Here is a 17,852-nt window from a genome sequence, read left to right as displayed (position 1 = left end):
TCATGCGAACATCTCCTTGAGCTTGTCGACGGCCGCCTTGGTCACCAGCACCTTCTTGTAGTGCACGAGCGACACGGGATCGGCATAGCGCGGCTCGACCACCAGCACGTTGGCCAGGTTGCGCGAGGCGAGGTACAGGTTCTCGTCGACTTCTTCGGCGATCACGAGCACGGACTCGAGGTTCATCGCCTTGAACTTGGCAGCCAGCTGCTTGGTCTTGGGCGAGTCGACCTTGAGGGACTCGACAACGGCCAGGCGGCCTTCACGGGCCAGCTGCGAGAAGATGGACGCCATGCCGGCGCGGTACATCTTCTTGTTGATCTTCTGCGAGAAGTTTTCGTCAGGCAGGTTCGGGAAGATCCGGCCGCCCCCACGCCACAGCGGCGAAGAGGTCATACCGGCGCGGGCGCGGCCCGTACCCTTTTGCTTGAACGGCTTCTTGGTGGAGTGCTTGACCTGCTCGCGGTCCTTCTGGGCACGGGTGCCCTGACGCGCGTTGGCCTGGTAGGCGACGACGATCTGATGGATCAGGTCTTCGTTGTAGGCACGACCGAACACGGTTTCGGGCGCGTCGTACTTCGACGCGGCCTGGCCCTGCTCATTCAGGAGTTCGAGTTCCATTACTTCGCTCCTTCTGCCTGGGGCTTGGCCTTGACGGCGGGACGCACGGTCACGAAGCCGCCCTTGGCGCCGGGGATGGCACCCTTGATCAGCAGCAGCTGACGGGCTTCGTCGATGCGCACGATGTCCAGGTTCTGGGTGGTGACGGTCTCGTCGCCCATGTGGCCGGTCATCTTCTTGCCCGGGAACACGCGACCCGGATCCTGGGCCATCGAGATGGAGCCCGGGACATTGTGGGAACGGCTGTTACCGTGCGACGCGCGCTGCGACGCGAAGTTGTGGCGCTTGATGGTGCCAGCGAAGCCCTTACCGATCGAGGTGCCTTGCACGTCGACCTTTTGACCCGCGGCGAACACGGCGTTCGCGGCGATCACGCCACCGGCCTGGTGCTGCGCAGCAGCTTCGGCGGTCACGCGGAATTCGCGGATGATTTCACCGGCCTCGACGCCAGCCTTGGCCAGATGGCCAGCCTGGGGCTTGGTCACGCGGGAAGCGCGACGGGCACCGAACGTCACCTGCAGAGCGACGTAGCCGTCGTTCTCTTGGGTCTTGACCTGGGTCACGCGGTTGTTGGACACGTCCACCACGGTGACGGGCACTGCATCGCCGTCGTCCGTGAAGAGGCGCATCATGCCCACCTTGCGGCCCAGCAACCCGAGGGAGTTGCTTTGACTCATGGTTTTTCTCCAAAACTCCCGCCGCTGCCACTGCAATTGGCGACAACGTTGAACGCCCGCGGAAATGCAGGCGGATACGAGAGAAGGGTTGATGAATTTTCGTGCCGCCCGGCACCCTGAGGAACCGGTACGTAGCGAACTGCGCACTGTAGCACGAAGCAGGAGGTCGCGCAATGCGGGCCATCCACCGCCGGCAGGACGCTACTTCACTGGCATCAAGATCATCTTCTCGCCGCCCGGGGCTTCCTTGAGCTGACTCGACGGCGGCAGACTCTTCGACGGTGTGCCAATCTGGATGGGAATCGAGGCTGCCGTGGTGGCGCCACCCTGAGTGATGAATACGTTGAGATAGGCCGTCCCAGTGGCCTGAGGCGTCACGTGAACGGTCCACGAGGAACGCCCGGCGGGCAGTGACCACTCGGGAGACGGCAAATCCAGTGTCAACCCGGGCTCGGGCTGCAGCTTCACGATCGCCCCTTGGCTGCCGACGCCGGAAAACACGAGGAGAAGCGACACCGTCTCGCCGGCTCGAGACGCCGCAGCCACGCTGTGCTGCAGGATCACGCCAGAGCCGTTCATCTTGACGGGGGCCGTGACCAATCGAGGGCCAAGCGCCGTGGGCGCGGAGGTCCCGCCGCCTTGGACGCCCAACGCAAAAGCGAGAAGGGAGGCCGCACAGCCGCAGGCCTTGAATTTGTTGCGCATGCTCTTCCCTTTCAGTTGATCGTCACCGTGAAACAGGTGTTTGAGGAAGCGTTGTTGTAATCATTGATGGCCAGCACAGCCTGGCCGGCGGCCAGACCGACCGTCCCCGACTCCGTACCGGAATTCGCGTTGACGGCCTCTCCCACTTTTCCGCGCTGGTAGACGACGAAGTCGGGGTCCGAAGCCGCCGGCCCCCGGATGCTGATCGTGTAACTGCGCGCCTGTACCACCGGAAGAACCAGGAAGGCATAGCTTCCGAGCTTGTTGCCGTCCGACCCAGGGTCGGCCCGGTTGGTGACGCATGCCTGCTGAGGCGCCGCCAGACCGACGGCGGTGTACAGGGGCAAAGCAAAGGCGCCCAACCCTCCATCATTGGTTTCGTTGGGACCAAAGGCATCCGTTGGCGGGACGACGCCCTGCGCAGCAAGCAGGCCGTTCAGCGACGCGGTCTGACCGGGCGTGGCCACCGCATAGAACGCGGTCGCGAACGCATGGACAGACGTCACCGCCGCCGTGCTTTTCAATCCCTGCGTCATTGCCTGGTGAATCGGCGCCAGACCGACCCCGGCATTCAATTTCCACAGAATGGACTGCACGGACATTTCATTGAACCAGCCGGGCGAACTGGCCGCGCCGGCATCCAGGGCAAAGGCAAAACCCTGCGCTTGCCGCTGCCCCGCCGAATCCGAATAGGAGCTCCGGTCCAGCGCGATGCCAGACCAGGCATTGCCCCACCCCTCTGAAAAGGCGAGCCGCCGATCAAGAAGGTCACCAAAGCTGTGCGTACCGCCAGGAGAGTCGTCTCTGGAGAAGGCCGATTGGTAGTAGTGCCCCCACTCATGGGCGACCACCGAGCTGTCGTACTCGTCCGTGTCCACGTTCTCGCTGCCCAGGACGAAGATGGCGCGCGTCCCGCCACTGGCGGTGTAGTCGCTGAAATGCGAGGTGCCGATCTGCCCGAGGGTCACGGAGCCCGATGCAGGCCTGTTGCTGGGGCTCCAATAGACATTCAGGATGGGAAACGATGCACCCGGCGCAACGCCAAGGATCTTGGCTTGCGCCGTGTAGATTGCATCGAGCAGCGCGAAGGGCGCCGCCACCCGCTCGCTCCCATACGACGAGCCGGACCAACCCGAGGGGGCGTGAAGATCCTTTGCCTGGGCGCTATCGGTAGCGACAAAGTATCCACTTTGCATGCCGTAAAGGCCGCCGGACTGGGTATTGTCCCGAACCGCGACATCCCAACTGCCATCGGTCCCACTGTGCTGCAGCCGGGCCATGACGCGCACCGCGAGCGACGTCGCAGTCGGAATCGCGACCGAATAGCGCCCGTCGGAATCGGTCACGGTCGACGCCTTGACCGCGCCCGTGGCATCCACGACGTCGAGCAGCGCGCCCCGTACCGGCTTGGCTACGATGGCTGCATAGTTCAACGCGCCATTGAGACTGGGCACCGAGTCGAAGGTGATGCGCCCGGAAAGTGTCGCCGTGACCGCGGTGCCTGACGATCCTGCGCCACCGCTCGTGAGGGGCAATACAGCGCCGCCCCCGCCGCCTCCACCTCCGCACGAGGCCAGCAACATCGCACAGCCCAGCAACGCTGGGCCTGACCACCATCGACGAGTCATTTGGCTTCTCTCCCTGACAGCAAAGGGCAAGAAGCTTAGAGCCCACGGGCGTCAAGCCAAAGAACACAAAAGCCCGCGGCCTGAAGGCACGCGGGCTCTTTTCACGAAGCTGCCGAAAAACTTACTGCAGCTTGATCTCGACGTCCACGCCGGCCGGCAGGTCGAGCTTCATCAGCGCGTCCACCGTCTTGTCCGTGGGATCGACGATGTCCATCAGGCGCTGGTGCGTGCGGATCTCGAACTGGTCACGGCTCGACTTGTTGACGTGCGGCGAACGCAGGATGTCGAAACGCTTGAAGCGCGTCGGCAGGGGCACCGGGCCCTTGACGATGGCGCCGGTGCGCTTGGCGGTGTCGACGATCTCGGCAGCCGACTGGTCGATCAGCTTGTAGTCGAAGGCCTTGAGGCGGATGCGGATCTTCTGCTTATTGGTAGCCATGGCGGTCCCGCTCCTTACTCGATGATCTTGGCCACGACGCCGGCACCGACGGTACGGCCGCCTTCGCGGATGGCGAAGCGCAGACCTTCTTCCATGGCGATCGGAGCGATCAGCTTGACCGTGATCGACACGTTGTCGCCAGGCATGACCATTTCCTTGTCCTTCGGCAGCTCGATCGCGCCGGTCACGTCCGTCGTGCGGAAGTAGAACTGCGGGCGATAGTTGTTGAAGAACGGCGTGTGACGGCCACCTTCGTCCTTGGACAGCACATACACCTCGGCCGTGAAGTGCGTGTGCGGCTTGATCGAGCCGGGCTTGCACAGCACCTGGCCGCGCTCGACTTCTTCACGCTTCGTGCCGCGCAGCAGGATACCGACGTTGTCGCCAGCCTGACCCTGGTCCAGCAGCTTGCGGAACATTTCCACGCCGGTGCAGGTGGTCTTGATCGTGGGCTTGATGCCGACGATTTCGATTTCCTCGCCAACCTTGATCACGCCACGCTCCACGCGGCCGGTCACCACGGTGCCGCGACCGGAGATCGAGAACACGTCTTCCACGGGCATCAGGAAGGTGCCGTCCACGGCGCGCTCGGGCGTCGGGATGTAGGTGTCCAGGGCGTCGGCCAGCTTCATGATGGCTTCTTCACCCAGCTTGCCCTTGTCACCTTCCAGGGCCAGCTTGGCGCTGCCGTGGATGATGGGGGTGTCGTCGCCCGGGAAGTCGTACTTGTCCAGCAGTTCGCGCACTTCCATCTCGACGAGCTCGAGCAGCTCGGCGTCGTCGACCATGTCGCACTTGTTCAGGAAGACGATGATGTAGGGCACGCCCACCTGGCGGGCCAGCAGGATGTGCTCGCGGGTCTGGGGCATCGGGCCGTCGGCGGCCGAGCACACCAGGATGGCGCCGTCCATCTGGGCGGCACCGGTGATCATGTTCTTGACGTAGTCGGCGTGGCCGGGGCAGTCCACGTGCGCGTAGTGGCGGTTGGCCGTCTCGTACTCGACGTGGGCGGTGTTGATCGTTATGCCACGGGCCTTTTCTTCGGGCGCCGCGTCGATTTCGTCGTACTTCTTGGCTTCGCCGCCAAACTTGGCCGACAGCACCGTGGCGATGGCCGCCGTCAGCGTCGTCTTGCCATGGTCCACGTGACCGATGGTGCCCACGTTCACGTGCGGCTTCGTACGTTCGAACTTACCTTTTGCCATTTCTCAACTCCAAAAAGAGCAATGCCCGTGTGGTGGTTTTACGTCTGCACCGCATTGCTGATTCCCTCGCCACGGGCAACGAGGGGCATGCGATCGCAGACAAGATTTGCGCCTCCGCCGCTCCGCGTCTTCGACCAGTCGAAGGGCCGCGGCGCAGGCCATCCCGGCAGCACTCGCGGAACTGGCTTTGCCAGGCCGCAGAGTGCGCCCCCGGAAGGGGGGTGCCGGCGCGGACGAAGTCCGCAGAGGCTGGGGGTGAGCTTTACTTCGCCCGGGCGGCCACGATGGCTTCGGACACGTTGCGCGGAGCTTCAGCGTAGTGCTTGAACTCCATCGTGTACGTGGCGCGGCCTTGCGACATCGAACGCAGGGTGGTCGAGTAGCCGAACATTTCGGACAGCGGGACTTCGGCCTTGATGACCTTGCCGCCGCCAACCATGTCGTCCATGCCCTGCACCATGCCGCGACGGGACGACAGGTCGCCCATCACGTTGCCGGCGTAGTCCTCGGGCGTCTCGACTTCCACGGCCATCATCGGCTCGAGGATGACGGGGCTCGCCTTGCGGGCGGCTTCCTTGAAACCGAAGATGGCGGCCATCTTGAACGCCTGCTCGGACGAGTCCACGTCGTGGTACGAACCGAAGGTCAGCGCAACCTTGACGTCCACCACCGGGAAGCCGGCGAGCACACCGGTGTTCAGCGCTTCGATCACGCCCTTTTCCACGGCCGGGATGTACTCGCGCGGCACCACGCCGCCCTTGATCTCGTCCATGAACTCGAAGCCCTTGCCGGCTTCGTTGGGCTCCAGGCGGAACACCACGTGACCGTACTGGCCCTTGCCGCCCGACTGGCGAACGAACTTGCCTTCGACATCCGACACCGACTTGCGCACGGTCTCGCGGTAGGCCACCTGGGGCTTGCCCACGTTGGCTTCCACGCCGAACTCGCGCTTCATGCGGTCCACGATGATTTCGAGGTGCAGTTCGCCCATGCCGGAGATGATGGTCTGGCCAGACTCTTCGTCGGTGCGCACGCGGAACGACGGATCCTCCGACGCCAGACGCTGCAGCGCCAGGCCCATCTTCTCCTGGTCGGCCTTGGTCTTGGGTTCCACGGCCTGCGAGATCACCGGCTCGGGGAAGACCATGCGCTCCAGCGTCACGATGGAATCAGGATCGCACAGGGTTTCGCCCGTGGTCACGTCCTTCAGGCCCACGCAGGCAGCGATGTCGCCGGCGCGGATTTCTTCGACTTCCAGGCGCTCGTTGGCGTGCATCTGCACGATACGGCCGATGCGCTCCTTCTTGCCCTTGACGGGGTTGTAGACCGTGTCGCCCTTGGAGAGCACGCCCGAGTACACACGCACGAAGGTCAGCTGACCGACGAACGGGTCGGTCATCAGCTTGAACGCCAGGGCGGAGAACTTCTCGCCGTCGTCAGCCTTGCGGCTGGTTTCCTGCTCGTCCTCGTCCGTGCCGGCAACCGGGGGAATGTCCACGGGCGACGGCAGGTAGTCGATCACGGCATCCAGCATGCGCTGCACACCCTTGTTCTTGAACGCGGTGCCGCACAGCATCGGCTGGATTTCCGTGGCGATCGTGCGCTGGCGCAGGGCGAGCTTGATCTCTTCCTCGGAGAGGTCACCCTCTTCCAGGTACTTGTTCATCAGCTCTTCGTTGGCCTCGGCCGCAGCCTCGACCATCTTCTCGCGCCACTCCTTGGCGGAGGCAACGAGGTCGGCCGGGATGTCGACGTACTCGAACTTCATGCCCTGGGACGCTTCGTCCCAGAGGATGGCCTTCATCTTGAGCAGATCGACCACGCCCTTGAAGTTGTCCTCGGCGCCGATCGGGATCACGACGGGCACGGGGTTCGCCTTCAGGCGCAGCTTCATCTGGTCATAGACCTTGAAGAAGTTGGCGCCGGTGCGGTCCATCTTGTTGACGAACGCGAGGCGGGGCACCTTGTACTTGTTGGCCTGGCGCCAGACGGTTTCCGACTGGGGCTGCACGCCACCCACGGCGCAATACACCATGCAGGCGCCATCGAGCACGCGCATGGAACGCTCCACCTCGATGGTGAAGTCCACGTGGCCGGGGGTGTCGATGATGTTGAAGCGGTGCTCCGGATAGGACATGTCCATGCCCTTCCAGAAACAGGTGGTGGCGGCCGACGTGATCGTGATGCCGCGCTCCTGCTCCTGTTCCATCCAGTCCATGGTCGCCGCGCCATCGTGCACTTCGCCGATCTTGTGGTTCACGCCGGTGTAGAACAGGATGCGCTCGGTCGTGGTGGTCTTGCCGGCGTCGATGTGGGCCGAGATACCGATGTTGCGGTAGCGCTCGATGGGGGTCTTGCGTGCCATGAGAAAACTCCTTTAACGGCATAGAGCCCGCCCGCCGGTTGCGGCGGGTCGGGCTCCAAGCCTCTGAGATATGGGGACGAAAATCAGAAGCGGAAGTGGCTGAAGGCCTTGTTGGCCTCGGCCATGCGGTGCACTTCGTCGCGCTTCTTCATCGCACCGCCACGGCCTTCGGTGGCCTCGAGCAGCTCGTTGGCCAGGCGCATGGCCATCGACTTCTCGCCGCGCTTGCGGGCGGCTTCCTTGAGCCAGCGCATTGACAGGGCCAGGCGACGCACGGGACGCACTTCGACAGGCACCTGGTAGTTCGCACCACCGACGCGGCGGGACTTCACTTCGACCATCGGCTTCACGTTGTTGATGGCCGTGGTGAAGATTTCGAGCGGATCCTTGCCGCTCTTCTTTTCGATGGTGTCGAGGGCACCGTAGATGATGCGCTCGGCCACCGCCTTCTTGCCGCCTTCCATGATCACGTTCATGAACTTCGACAGCTCGACATTGCCGAACTTGGGATCCGGCAGGATTTCACGTTTGGGGACTTCGCGACGACGTGGCATGTTTCAAACCTCTTTGCTTCAGTTGGCACCGCCTTCCGGCACTGCCGCGAGAGCCAGCAGGACTCTCACTTACTCGACCCGCACAGACCTCTGCGCTTGGGGTCACTACGTCCGGACGGCCCGCCAAGGCTGCCGAACACCGAATGATCCGGAGATCAGGCCTTCTTGGGACGCTTCGCGCCGTACTTGGAGCGGGATTGCTTGCGGTCCTTGACGCCTTGCAGGTCAAGCGAGCCGCGCACGATGTGATAACGCACACCGGGCAGATCCTTCACACGGCCGCCGCGCACGAGCACCACCGAGTGCTCCTGCAGGTTGTGGCCTTCGCCGCCGATGTAGGAAATGACTTCGAAGCCGTTGGTCAGGCGCACCTTGGCGACCTTACGCAGTGCGGAGTTCGGCTTCTTGGGCGTCGTGGTGTAGACGCGGGTGCAGACACCGCGACGTTGCGGCGAGTTCTGCATGGCCGGGCTCTTCGACTTGGTCTTCTCGACCTCGCGACCCTGGCGCACCAGTTGGTTGATGGTTGGCATGGATAAATGGTCCCAAAAATCCCCTGAAGCCCCGTGACAGGCAACCCGGCTCGGCGAGCGGGTGGGGAAACGACAAAAACGTGAAACCCTTCGGAAAATTCCGAAAAGCCCTCGATTCTAGCGCGGCCCGCGAAGGCTGGCAACCTGCGGACGCGGTCATCCCGCCCAGGCCGGACGTTCAAACCCACATTAACAGGCACCTGGGCGCCCTGGCGCGCTGCCAAGCCGGAACTCCGGCGGCAGGCGCTGCGTGCGAGGCGGGTTACTTGACCCAGAGGCGGATCGCATCCCAGGCCCGGCCCAGGACACCCGCCTGCTCGACAGGCTCCAACGCCAGCAGCGGCACCTCGGTTACCGGCTGGTCCGCCAGGGATATCTTCAGCCGGCCCACCACTTGGTTCTTCGTGAAGGGCGCGACCAACGGGTCCGGACGCACCACCTCGGTCTTGACCTTGTTCGCCGATCCTGACGGCACGGCCACGACGATCGGCTCAGGACGGCCGAGCTTGAGCGTGTTTTCCTTGCCCTTCCAGACCGCCGGCGTGGCGACGGGTTGGCCGCCATCGAACAACTTGACGGCGTCATAGGCCGTGTAGCCCCAGTTCACCAGCTTCTGCGACTCGTTGGCACGAGCGTTCTCGCTGTTCGTGCCCAGCACGATGGACAGCAGCCGCCGGCCGCCCGCCAGGTTGGGGAAGTCACGCTTGGCCGTGACGATCATGCAATAGCCGGCGGCTTCGGTATGGCCGGTCTTCAGGCCGTCCACCGACGGGTCGCGGAACAGCAGCAGATTCCGGTTGGTGTCGTTGGAGGCTGGCGTGCCCGGGTAACGGTACTTCTTGATCGAGTAGTAGTGCAGGTACTCCGGGAAGTCCTTCATCAGCCGCGTCGCCAGGATGCTCAGATCGCGCGCGGTGGTGGTGTGGCCGGGCGCCGTCAGGCCTTCAGGGTTGCGGTAGCCGGTGTTCTTCATGCCCAGGGCCTTGGCCTGCTCGTTCATGAGGCGAACGAAGTTCTCGGCCGAGCCGCCCACGCCCTCGGCGAGCGCCATGGTGGCATCGTTGCCCGACTGGACAATCATGCCCTTGATCAGGTCGTCCACCGGCACCTGCATCTTGGGATCGATGAACATGCGTGAGCCGGGCATCTTCCAGGCGCGCGTACTCACAGGCAGCGTCTGGGTCAGGCTGATCTTCTTGGCCTTCAGCGCGTCGAAGACCAGGTAGGCCGTCATCAGCTTGGTGAGCGAGGCCGGCTCGACCGGCGAATCGATGTCCTTCTCGGCCAGGATCTGGTTGGCCGTCACGTCCAGCAGCAGATAGCTTTTGGCAGCGATTTCGGGCGGGATGGGAGCCTGGGCACCGGCCAGCGTGCTCACCGTGGCGGCCACGACGAGAACCAGCGATCGAAGAAAACGGATCATGCGTTGGAAATGGGAAGCGTCCGAAGACGAAGGAAACGAAGGGCGCGAAGGTGTGGGCGGTCGGTTCGGCGGGCCATGTCGCCGCACCAGGGCGCATCACGGCCGTCGCCGACGATGGCCCTCGGCATGGAAACGGCCCGCCCGTCTTCATGACACGGTGCAGGCCGATTGGTTCACATCTCAGTCTGCAGACGACAGATGCCGCACCACCAGCGACTTCAGCAGCGGCAATTGTCCGTGAAAGAAATGCCCGCCCCCGGGCACCACGGTGATCGGCAGCGCCTGCGGGCGCGCCCAGTCCATGACCGCAGCGAGCGGCACGGTGTCGTCATGCTCGCCGTGCACGACCAGCGTGCGCTCATGCAGCGCCGCCGGCAGGGTCGCGACCTCGAAGCGAGACGCGGCCGTGCCCACGAGGACCAGTCGGCGGATGTCGCGCTCGCCGTCGAGCCGGGCCGTGGCCTGGCTGGCCACGAAGGCCCCGAAGGAGAAGCCGGCGATCGCAAGCGGCCCTTGCGGCGCCAGTTCCCCCACGACCTGCAGGAAGTCGTCGGTTTCGCCCCGCCCCTCGTCGTGCACGCCGGCACTGCCACCCACGCCGCGGAAGTTGAAGCGGATGGCCGTGTGGCCGCAGGCCACGAAGGCGCGGGCCAGGGTCTGGACCACCTTGTTGTCCATCGTCCCGCCGAAGAGCGGATGGGGGTGGGCGATCACGGCGACACCGGCGTCCGGGACACCCTCGGCACCGCGGTCGCGCAGCACCTCGATGGCGCCGGCGACACCGGCAAGACTCAGTCGTTCGGTCTGTGCGTTCATGTGAGCAATCGGGCCCGGCCGGCAGACGTGCGAGCCCGGGCAGCAAGAGGAACAGGCGGCCGATGCAGGGCCGGTTCAGCGCCCCACGTCGGGCGGAAGCACTAGGCGCTCCACCACCTCGCCGCGCTTGAGGTGGGAGTCGACGATCTCGTCGATGTCGGCCTTGTCCACGAAGCTGTACCAAGTGCCTTCGGGATAGACCACCGCCACCGGGCCGCCCGCACAACGGTCGAGGCACCCCGCCTTGTTGACGCGGACCTTGCCCGGCCCGGCCAGGCCCTCCTTCTTGACGCGGGACTTGCAGTGGTCGAAGGCCGACTGCGCGTCGTGCAGGGCGCAGGAGTCTTCGCCAGCCTTGCGCTCGTTCAGACAGAAGAAGATGTGGCGGGCGTAGTACTGCGGCATGGTCGGGCGATTCTAGGAGCGGCCTCGCCGGCTCAGGGCGTGGAGCGAATAGCCCATGGCAGCAAAAGGCCAGAGCCAGCCCAGCCATTGCGCGAGGCCATGAAAGCGGATGAATCGGCCCTGCTCCCAGGTGGCCAGCGTCTGCGCGAAGTAGGCACTTTCGGGCGCCTGGTTGAGCAGGCCCAGATGCAGGCCCAGCGCGAGCAGCATCAGCCCCATGGTCAGGCGCCGGCGCGTAGCGACCAGTCCCCCGGCCAGCAGAAGGGCGAGGCCGATGCCCACCTGGACAGGCAGGCTCAGCCAGGCCCAGGCATGCTCCGGCCCATAGCTCAGCGCAGCGGAGAGCGCGCTGGCACCCACGCCCGCCACCGCGACGATGGCGAGCATCAGCAACCGGGCCGGACGCGAACGCGTGATGGAAAACGCCAACAGGCAGGGCACGAGCAGCCCCAGCATGGCGCACAGCATCTCCGCCGCAGGCACCAGCGGTTCGAGCTCGAATTCGCGCATGGGCAGCCAGTCGAGGAAGGGCGTGTCCACCAGCCAGTCGGCCACGGCCGCCTCCAGCCGCTCGAACACCTGCCCCAGCCCGAAGGGCACTGCAGCCGGAAAGAGCAAGGCGGCGGGCCACAGCGCCAGCAGCACCAGCGCCCCCCGGGCTTCGTCGATGAACCAGGCTTCGCGCAATCGGCTCCACCGCTCCAGCAGGCCGAGCCTGACCAGCGCCGCAGCGATCAGCGCGCCAAGCAGCGCGCCCACGGCGTTCAAGCTCAGGTCCACGTTGGAGGGAATGCGCGAAGGCAGGTAGCTCTGCAGCGTCTCCATGACCAGCGACAGCAGCAGTCCGGCCACGAAGGCGCGGCCGGTGGCCGTCCAGCCGCCGGTGGCCACGCCACCGCGCAGCACAGCCGTGGCCACGAGAAAGCCGAAGGGCACGTAACCCGCGACGTTGATGCCGAGGTCGAAGCCGGTCCAGTACTTCGGCCAGGGCGCGCTCAGGAAGGCCCAGGGCGCGATGCCCTGGTCACGCCACTGGTCGAAGGGATAGAGGCTCGCATAGACGATCAGCGCCGCATAGGCCAACGCCAGCGGAAGTGCCGTCGTCTTGCGCGCTGCGGCCGTCACCGGGCCGGCCGCTCAGAAGGGCTTGACCACGGCCAGCACCACGATGGCCAGCAGCAGCAGCACCGGCAGTTCGTTGAACCAGCGGAACCAGCGGTGACCCAGGCGGTTGGTGTCGGCCTCGAAGCGGCGCAGCAGGCGCGCGCACACATGGTGGTAGCCGATGACCACCAGCACCAGCGCCAGCTTGGCATGCAGCCAACCGCCGCCGATGCCGTAGCCCAGCCAAAGCCAGGCCCCGAAACCCAGCGCCGGCACTGCCAGCAAGGTGGTGAAGCGCAGCAGCTTGCGCGCCATCAGCAGCAGGCGCGCGCGTTCGGCCACCGAGGAGGCGGGCACCATCGCCAGGTTGACGAAGATACGCGGCAGGTAGAACAGGCCCGCAAACCAACTGGCCACGAAGACGATGTGAAAGGACTTCACCCAGAGCATCGGCGCAGTGTACGGAGCCCCGGCTTGACGGGGCTGCGGACAAAAAAAAGCCCGGCGTCTTTACGCCGGGCTGGGAAGCCCTTTTGCTGTCACACATCAAGGCACCCGCTCAGGGAGGAAAAGCGGGGAGCGGCAAGCCGCTCAACCGGGAATCTAACAAGATTGCCGGCCTTCTTCAACATTTGATCAAGTTTTTTTACCATCTGGTTGAGCAGTAAGAAAAAGAGCCTCATCCTGAAGCTCCCTGCCCGCCCCGCCAGGACGGCGCAGGCCTGGGGCACAATTTTCGGATGACCTTCCACGCCCCCTACCCCGCCGGACGCCCGCGCCGTCTGCGCCGCGACGGCTTTTCCCGCAACCTGGTGCGTGAGAACGTGCTCACGGCGCACGACTTCATCTACCCCGTGTTCGTGCATGAGCAGACCGGACGCGCGCCGGTACCTTCGATGCCGGGCGTGGAGCGCGTCTCGATCGAGGAACTGCTGCGCGTCGGCGAGGAGGCCCTCGAACTGGGCGTGCCGGTGCTGGACCTGTTCGGCGTGCCCGATCCCACGGCCAAGACCGCCGACGGCGCCATCGCCTGGGACGAGAACGGCATCATCCCGCGCGCCATCCGCGCGCTGAAGTCGCGCTTCCCGGAACTGGGCGTGATGACGGACCAGGCGCTGGACCCCTACACCACCCACGGCCAGGACGGCCTGATCGACGACAGCGGCTACATCCTCAACGACGAAACCATTGAGGCCCTGATCAAGCAGTCGCTTGCGCATGCGGCCGCAGGCGTGGACATCCTCTCGCCCAGCGACATGATGGACGGCCGCATCGGTGCCATCCGCTCAGCGCTGGAGGCCAACGGCTTCATCCACACGCGCATCATGGCCTACAGCGCCAAGTACGCCAGCGCCTTCTACGGCCCCTTCCGCAGTGCCGTCGGCAGCGCCGGCAACCTGGGCAAGGGCAACAAGTACACCTACCAGATGGACCCGGCCAACACCGACGAGGCCCTGCGCGAGGTGGCCATGGACATCGCCGAGGGCGCCGACATGGTGATGGTCAAGCCCGGCATGCCCTACCTGGATGTCGTGCGCCGGGTCAAGGAGACCTTCCGTGTCCCCACCTTCGCCTACCAGGTCAGCGGCGAATACGCCATGCTCAAGGCCGCCGCCCAGAACGGTTGGCTGGACCACGACGCGGTGATGATGGAAAGCCTGCTGGCCTTCAAGCGCGCCGGTGCCGATGGCGTGCTGACCTATTTCGCCCTCGACGCCGCGCGGCTGCTGCGCGCGGCCTGAGGGCGTCGCGACAGCGCTGCAATGCGGGTCCTCGACATCAACAGCGTGCAGGCGCGCGAACTGCCGCCCTGTTCCGCGCACACGCTGCCCGAGCCGCCGGCGCCCGGTCATTTCTACTGGCTCTCGGTCACCCGGGCCGAGCTGCACGAGGGCCTGCCCCCCTTGCAGACCTGGCTGCAGGCCCTGACCGGCGTGCGGCTGGTCGACCTGCATGTGAGCGACCTGCTCAACGAGCACCTGCCTTCGCACTACGACGCGACGTCCGCCTACGACGTGCTGGTCCTGCGCCGGCTGGCCAGTGCCCCGCCGGGCGAAGCCACGCCCGTGACGGCAGCGCCAGCCCTGCGCAGCGGCCCGCCGGTGCTGCGCCACATCGACACGCGGCCCGTCGGCTTCGTCGTCTTCGAGCGCCTGCTGCTGACCGTGCATCCCGAGGACGGCAGCGTGCGCGACGCCGTGGCCGAACGCCTGATGACGGCCGACGCCCAGCCGCTGGACGTGCGGGCCGTCTCCAGCCGCCTGCCCGCCGGACCTGCCGACCTGATGCTGCGCGTCGCCAACCAGATCGTGGACGGCTACCTGGCCCTGCGCCGCGAACTCACGCGCCAGCTGGACCATTGGCAGGCCGAGCTGATCGATCCCAAGACGCGCTTCACCAACTGGGGCGCCTTGATGCAGGCGCGCCAGGGTCTTCACCACCTGGACGAAATCTGCGAGGACCAGCAGACGGCGGTGCAGGACTGGATCGACACGCTGGAGGCGCTCCCCGTGCCCGACGAGGCCGGCGCGCGCCGCGACCATGAACTGCTGCTCGTGCGCAGCCGCGACGTGCTGGAACACATCGAGCGCGTGGTGCGCCATGTGCGCCGGCTCGAGCAGAACGCCGAACTGGCGGTGCAGCTGCACTTCAACGTCCAGAGCCACCGCACCAACGACATCATGCGGGTGCTCACGGTGCTGACCGCCGTCTTCCTGCCCCTGAATTTGATCGCCGGCATCTTCGGGATGAACTTCGAGTTCATCCCGCTGGTGCATGCGGCAGACGGGTTCTGGGTGGCGCTGGTGGCGATGGTGCTGATTGCCGCAGCGCTGGTGGTCGTGTTCTGGCGCAAGCGCTACCTGGCGCGCACCACGCACTGAGCAAGGCAGCATCCCTCAACGCCGAAGGGCCGGACACGCTCATCGCGCAGCCGGCCCTTCGGTGGAAGCAGCCTGCCGCGGGGGCGGCAAGCCTGTCTTGGGAGGTCTTAGAACTTGCTGGCGCCGGTGCTGCGGGCGGCGGCGTCGACCGGGTTGGCCAGCGTCGAGACGACCTTGCTGTTGAAGCGCGAGCCGCTGCTCACGTTCTGGTCGGGGGCGTAAGCGGCGCGCACGGCTTCGGCCTGCACGGTGGCACGGGGTTGCGACACGGCCACGGTTTCGGCGCCGCGCGAGCCGCGCACCACGTTTTGGTTGGCGGCCTGGGCGGCGGCAACGGCCTGGGCCTGGACGTCGGTGCGGCTCAGGGCCGACACCGGCGCTTGCACGCCTTCGTAGGTTTCGGCCTGGGCGCCGGCAATGGCGGCGAAGGACAGTGCGGCGGCGGCGAGGATCTTCGATGCGTTCATGGTTCAACTCCTGACATTTGACGGAACGCGAACGAAGCTCCTGTTTTGGAAGCACTCACCCTTTGTGGTGCCTTGCTTTCGTCCGCCGGACCCGCAAATCGCTGAGCCCGTGGAACGAATTGTGTCGTTGCGACTCCGTAGAAACCCGGCCTGTCGAGAACCACGCTGTTCGCGTATTTGAAACAATGATGGCCACTTCTTCGAACCCACTTCCGCACGCGCCATGGACAGCCTCGACCTTCTCCGCACCTTCCGTGAAGTCGCCGTGCAAGGCAGTTTCTCCAAGGCGGCCAAGCGCATGGGTCTGTCCAAGGCCACGGCCAGCAAGTACGTGGCGGAACTGGAGTCACGATTCGGCGTGCGCCTGCTCAATCGTTCCACCCGCTCCGTCAGCCTGACCGACGCAGGCTCCTTGTTGCTGGAGCGCAGTCAGCCGGTGATGGAGATGGTGGAACTCACGCAGGTCGAACTGCAGGAGCGGGCCAACCAGCCGCGCGGCCGGCTGCGCATCGCCGCGCCAGTCGGCATGGCCAGCGGCGACCTGCCCAACCTGCTGGCGGAATTCATGGGCTACTACCCCGACGTCAACATCTCGCTGCAATTGAGCAACCACGTCGACCTGGCCGAGGAAGGCATCGACGTGGGGCTGCGCTTCGGGCCCATCGAGGACGAGAACCTCATCGTGCGCCGCCTCCTGTGCATGCAGATGGTGGTGTGCGCCTCGCCGGTGTACTGGCGCAAGCACGGCATGCCGCAACGGCCGGAGGACCTGGCCGGACACACGGCGCTCACTCTAGTGCGGCAGGGCATCGATCCAACCTGGCGCTTCGAAGAGCGGGGCCGCAAGATCGATGTGCCGGTCAAGAGCCGGATGGAAGCCTCCGAGGCCGGGCCGCTCATCCATGTGGCGATGCGCGGGCTGGGCGTGATCTATGTGCCCGCCCTGGTGGTGCAGCCGCATCTGGACCACGGCGAGCTGGTGCCCGTGCTGGGGGAGTTCAGCCGCAAGGACATGTGGCTGTCCGCGGCCTACCTGCAGCGGCGCCACAACAGTGCGGCGCTGCGGGCGCTGCTGGACTTCCTCGAATCGCGCATCGGCCCCAAGAGCAACTACGCCAAGCGGCAGGCGCAATGCCAGGCCCTGCAGAAAGAGGCCGAGGGCAAGGCCACCGACAAGACCGCCAGCCCGGCCGCCCCCGCCGCCTCGGCTACCGTCTGAAGGCGTCCGCCCGGAACGCGGCTGCGCGCGGACGGAAACGGCCTTGGACCGGGGCCGCTTCCGCGGTCGTCAGCCGACGTGCTTGGCGAAGAAGGCCAGCGTGCGCTCGCGCGCCAACTTGGCCGAGGGCGCGTCGTAAGAGCCGCGCTGGTCGCAGTTGAAGCCGTGGTTGGCCTCGTAGATGTGCACTTCCACCTCGGGATGCGCCTTCTTGAAGGCTTCCACGGTCTCCAGCGGAATCCAGTGGTCCTGCTTGCCGAAGTGGGCCATGACGGGCACCTTGGGCTGGCGGGCCGATTCCTCGGGGGTGGTCATGCCGCCGCCGTAGTAGGGCACGGCGGCCGACAGGCCCGCCAGCTCGCTGGCGCCGCGCCAGGTCAGCAGGCCACCCCAGCAGTAGCCCACCAGGCCGACCTTGCCGGCACGGCCGGCGTATTCGATGGCGGCCTGGATGTCCTGCAGGACGCCGGGTGCGGGCAGCGCCTCCACGGCCGTCTTGAGCTCGAAGCCGGCCTTCATGTCCTCATCCGCGTAGCCCAGCTCCACGCCCTGCTTGACGCGGTGGAAAGTGGCCGGCGCCACGGCCAGGTAGCCCTCGGCCGCGTAGCCGTCGGCCACCGAGCGGATGTGCGAGTTCACGCCGAAGATTTCCTGCACCACCACGACGGCGCCCTTCGGCGTGCCGGCGGGTTCGGCCACGTAGGCGGGGAAGGTGAAGCCATCCTTGGCAGTCAGGTCGATGAATTGGCCCATGGGGGTCAGCTCCTTTGGGTACAAACGGGGGGGGTTGGACACGTGCGGCCGGTCAG

Annotated in this window: 19 protein-coding genes; 3 read left to right on the top strand and 16 right to left on the bottom strand. The window is 65.7% G+C overall.

Annotated elements, in window-relative coordinates; translation table 11 throughout:
- The 14 genes from rplD to DFR41_RS05440 form a co-directional block, all read right to left on the bottom strand.
- Nucleotides 1-621, bottom strand: coding sequence for a 50S ribosomal protein L4 (gene rplD, locus DFR41_RS05505; RefSeq protein WP_017759512.1), 621 nt, complete (start codon nt 619-621; stop codon nt 1-3).
- The gene (rplC, locus tag DFR41_RS05500) at nt 621-1,298 is read right to left on the bottom strand and encodes a 50S ribosomal protein L3 (RefSeq protein WP_043118345.1); all 678 of its coding nucleotides are present in this window, start codon (nt 1,296-1,298) and stop codon (nt 621-623) included. Before rplC ends, rplD begins: the two co-directional genes overlap by 1 nt.
- A 201-nt stretch (nt 1,299-1,499) precedes the next feature.
- On the bottom strand, nt 1,500-2,003 hold the full coding sequence (locus DFR41_RS05495) for a hypothetical protein (RefSeq protein WP_114801964.1): 504 nt from the start codon (nt 2,001-2,003) through the stop codon (nt 1,500-1,502).
- An 11-nt stretch (nt 2,004-2,014) separates the two neighbouring features.
- Entirely contained in the window at nt 2,015-3,538 is a 1,524-nt protein-coding gene (locus tag DFR41_RS05490) for a hypothetical protein (RefSeq protein ID WP_244917655.1), read from the bottom strand.
- Between the two features lie 214 nt (nt 3,539-3,752).
- Entirely contained in the window at nt 3,753-4,070 is a 318-nt protein-coding gene (rpsJ, locus tag DFR41_RS05485) for a 30S ribosomal protein S10 (protein WP_017759508.1), read from the bottom strand.
- Between the two features lie 14 nt (nt 4,071-4,084).
- On the bottom strand, nt 4,085-5,275 hold the full coding sequence (tuf, locus tag DFR41_RS05480) for an elongation factor Tu (RefSeq protein WP_114801962.1): 1,191 nt from the start codon (nt 5,273-5,275) through the stop codon (nt 4,085-4,087).
- 262 nt (nt 5,276-5,537) lie between these two features.
- Nucleotides 5,538-7,640, bottom strand: a complete 2,103-nt coding sequence (gene fusA, locus DFR41_RS05475; protein ID WP_017761205.1) for an elongation factor G — start codon at nt 7,638-7,640, stop codon at nt 5,538-5,540.
- A gap of 83 nt (nt 7,641-7,723) precedes the next feature.
- On the bottom strand, nt 7,724-8,194 hold the full coding sequence (gene rpsG / locus DFR41_RS05470; protein ID WP_017759705.1) for a 30S ribosomal protein S7: 471 nt from the start codon (nt 8,192-8,194) through the stop codon (nt 7,724-7,726).
- A 155-nt stretch (nt 8,195-8,349) separates the two neighbouring features.
- Nucleotides 8,350-8,727, bottom strand: a complete 378-nt coding sequence (rpsL, locus tag DFR41_RS05465; protein WP_017759704.1) for a 30S ribosomal protein S12 — start codon at nt 8,725-8,727, stop codon at nt 8,350-8,352.
- 262 nt (nt 8,728-8,989) lie between these two features.
- A complete protein-coding gene (locus DFR41_RS05460) occupies nt 8,990-10,150 on the bottom strand; it encodes a D-alanyl-D-alanine carboxypeptidase family protein (protein WP_043118031.1) in 1,161 nt (386 codons plus the stop codon).
- A gap of 180 nt (nt 10,151-10,330) precedes the next feature.
- Nucleotides 10,331-10,966 (bottom strand): alpha/beta hydrolase, encoded by a 636-nt coding sequence (locus tag DFR41_RS05455; protein ID WP_017759702.1) that lies wholly within the window; start codon nt 10,964-10,966, stop codon nt 10,331-10,333.
- A gap of 75 nt (nt 10,967-11,041) precedes the next feature.
- On the bottom strand, nt 11,042-11,371 hold the full coding sequence (locus tag DFR41_RS05450) for a (2Fe-2S) ferredoxin domain-containing protein (protein ID WP_017759701.1): 330 nt from the start codon (nt 11,369-11,371) through the stop codon (nt 11,042-11,044).
- A gap of 12 nt (nt 11,372-11,383) precedes the next feature.
- The gene (locus DFR41_RS05445; protein ID WP_017759700.1) at nt 11,384-12,496 is read right to left on the bottom strand and encodes a VanZ family protein; all 1,113 of its coding nucleotides are present in this window, start codon (nt 12,494-12,496) and stop codon (nt 11,384-11,386) included.
- Nucleotides 12,497-12,508: 12 nt separating this feature from the next.
- Nucleotides 12,509-12,925: a CopD family protein gene (locus DFR41_RS05440; protein ID WP_017759699.1), complete on the bottom strand. Its 417-nt coding sequence runs from the start codon at nt 12,923-12,925 to the stop codon at nt 12,509-12,511.
- Nucleotides 12,926-13,215: 290 nt separating this feature from the next.
- Between DFR41_RS05440 and hemB the strand changes: the two genes are divergently transcribed.
- Both hemB and DFR41_RS05430 read left to right on the top strand, forming a co-directional pair.
- Nucleotides 13,216-14,217: a porphobilinogen synthase gene (gene hemB, locus DFR41_RS05435; protein WP_017759698.1), complete on the top strand. Its 1,002-nt coding sequence runs from the start codon at nt 13,216-13,218 to the stop codon at nt 14,215-14,217.
- Between the two features lie 21 nt (nt 14,218-14,238).
- Nucleotides 14,239-15,357 (top strand): magnesium transporter CorA family protein, encoded by a 1,119-nt coding sequence (locus DFR41_RS05430; protein WP_114801961.1) that lies wholly within the window; start codon nt 14,239-14,241, stop codon nt 15,355-15,357.
- Nucleotides 15,358-15,464: 107 nt separating this feature from the next.
- On the opposite strand, the gene DFR41_RS05425 is transcribed toward DFR41_RS05430, so the two are convergent.
- Nucleotides 15,465-15,824 carry a hypothetical protein gene (locus tag DFR41_RS05425; protein ID WP_017759696.1) on the bottom strand — a complete coding sequence of 120 codons (360 nt, stop codon included), beginning with the start codon at nt 15,822-15,824 and terminating at the stop codon, nt 15,465-15,467.
- A 223-nt stretch (nt 15,825-16,047) separates the two neighbouring features.
- Between DFR41_RS05425 and DFR41_RS05420 the strand changes: the two genes are divergently transcribed.
- Nucleotides 16,048-17,043, top strand: a complete 996-nt coding sequence (locus tag DFR41_RS05420) for a LysR family transcriptional regulator (RefSeq protein WP_017759695.1) — start codon at nt 16,048-16,050, stop codon at nt 17,041-17,043.
- Nucleotides 17,044-17,112: 69 nt separating this feature from the next.
- Here the strand turns inward: DFR41_RS05420 and DFR41_RS05415 are convergent, their stop codons facing one another.
- A complete protein-coding gene (locus DFR41_RS05415) occupies nt 17,113-17,796 on the bottom strand; it encodes a dienelactone hydrolase family protein (RefSeq protein WP_017759694.1) in 684 nt (227 codons plus the stop codon).
- Nucleotides 17,797-17,852: the final 56 nt, after the last annotated feature.

It is taken from the genome of Pseudacidovorax intermedius (genome assembly GCF_003350475.1).
GTDB lineage: Bacteria > Pseudomonadota > Gammaproteobacteria > Burkholderiales > Burkholderiaceae_C > Xenophilus > Xenophilus intermedius.
The sequence above is the reverse complement of the archived record's forward strand: the minus strand, read 5'-3'. Positions and strand labels throughout refer to the sequence as shown.

Coding starts and splice junctions, on each gene's coding strand:
- rplD (WP_017759512.1), bottom strand. CDS start 621: ATGGAACTCGAACTCCTGAATGAGCAGGGCCAGGCCGCGTCGAAGTAC.
- rplC (WP_043118345.1), bottom strand. CDS start 1,298: ATGAGTCAAAGCAACTCCCTCGGGTTGCTGGGCCGCAAGGTGGGCATG.
- DFR41_RS05495 (WP_114801964.1), bottom strand. CDS start 2,003: ATGCGCAACAAATTCAAGGCCTGCGGCTGTGCGGCCTCCCTTCTCGCT.
- rpsJ (WP_017759508.1), bottom strand. CDS start 4,070: ATGGCTACCAATAAGCAGAAGATCCGCATCCGCCTCAAGGCCTTCGAC.
- tuf (WP_114801962.1), bottom strand. CDS start 5,275: ATGGCAAAAGGTAAGTTCGAACGTACGAAGCCGCACGTGAACGTGGGC.
- fusA (WP_017761205.1), bottom strand. CDS start 7,640: ATGGCACGCAAGACCCCCATCGAGCGCTACCGCAACATCGGTATCTCG.
- rpsG (WP_017759705.1), bottom strand. CDS start 8,194: ATGCCACGTCGTCGCGAAGTCCCCAAACGTGAAATCCTGCCGGATCCC.
- rpsL (WP_017759704.1), bottom strand. CDS start 8,727: ATGCCAACCATCAACCAACTGGTGCGCCAGGGTCGCGAGGTCGAGAAG.
- DFR41_RS05460 (WP_043118031.1), bottom strand. CDS start 10,150: ATGATCCGTTTTCTTCGATCGCTGGTTCTCGTCGTGGCCGCCACGGTG.
- DFR41_RS05455 (WP_017759702.1), bottom strand. CDS start 10,966: ATGAACGCACAGACCGAACGACTGAGTCTTGCCGGTGTCGCCGGCGCC.
- DFR41_RS05450 (WP_017759701.1), bottom strand. CDS start 11,371: ATGCCGCAGTACTACGCCCGCCACATCTTCTTCTGTCTGAACGAGCGC.
- DFR41_RS05440 (WP_017759699.1), bottom strand. CDS start 12,925: ATGCTCTGGGTGAAGTCCTTTCACATCGTCTTCGTGGCCAGTTGGTTT.
- hemB (WP_017759698.1), top strand. CDS start 13,216: ATGACCTTCCACGCCCCCTACCCCGCCGGACGCCCGCGCCGTCTGCGC.
- DFR41_RS05430 (WP_114801961.1), top strand. CDS start 14,239: ATGCGGGTCCTCGACATCAACAGCGTGCAGGCGCGCGAACTGCCGCCC.
- DFR41_RS05425 (WP_017759696.1), bottom strand. CDS start 15,824: ATGAACGCATCGAAGATCCTCGCCGCCGCCGCACTGTCCTTCGCCGCC.
- DFR41_RS05420 (WP_017759695.1), top strand. CDS start 16,048: ATGGACAGCCTCGACCTTCTCCGCACCTTCCGTGAAGTCGCCGTGCAA.
- DFR41_RS05415 (WP_017759694.1), bottom strand. CDS start 17,796: ATGGGCCAATTCATCGACCTGACTGCCAAGGATGGCTTCACCTTCCCC.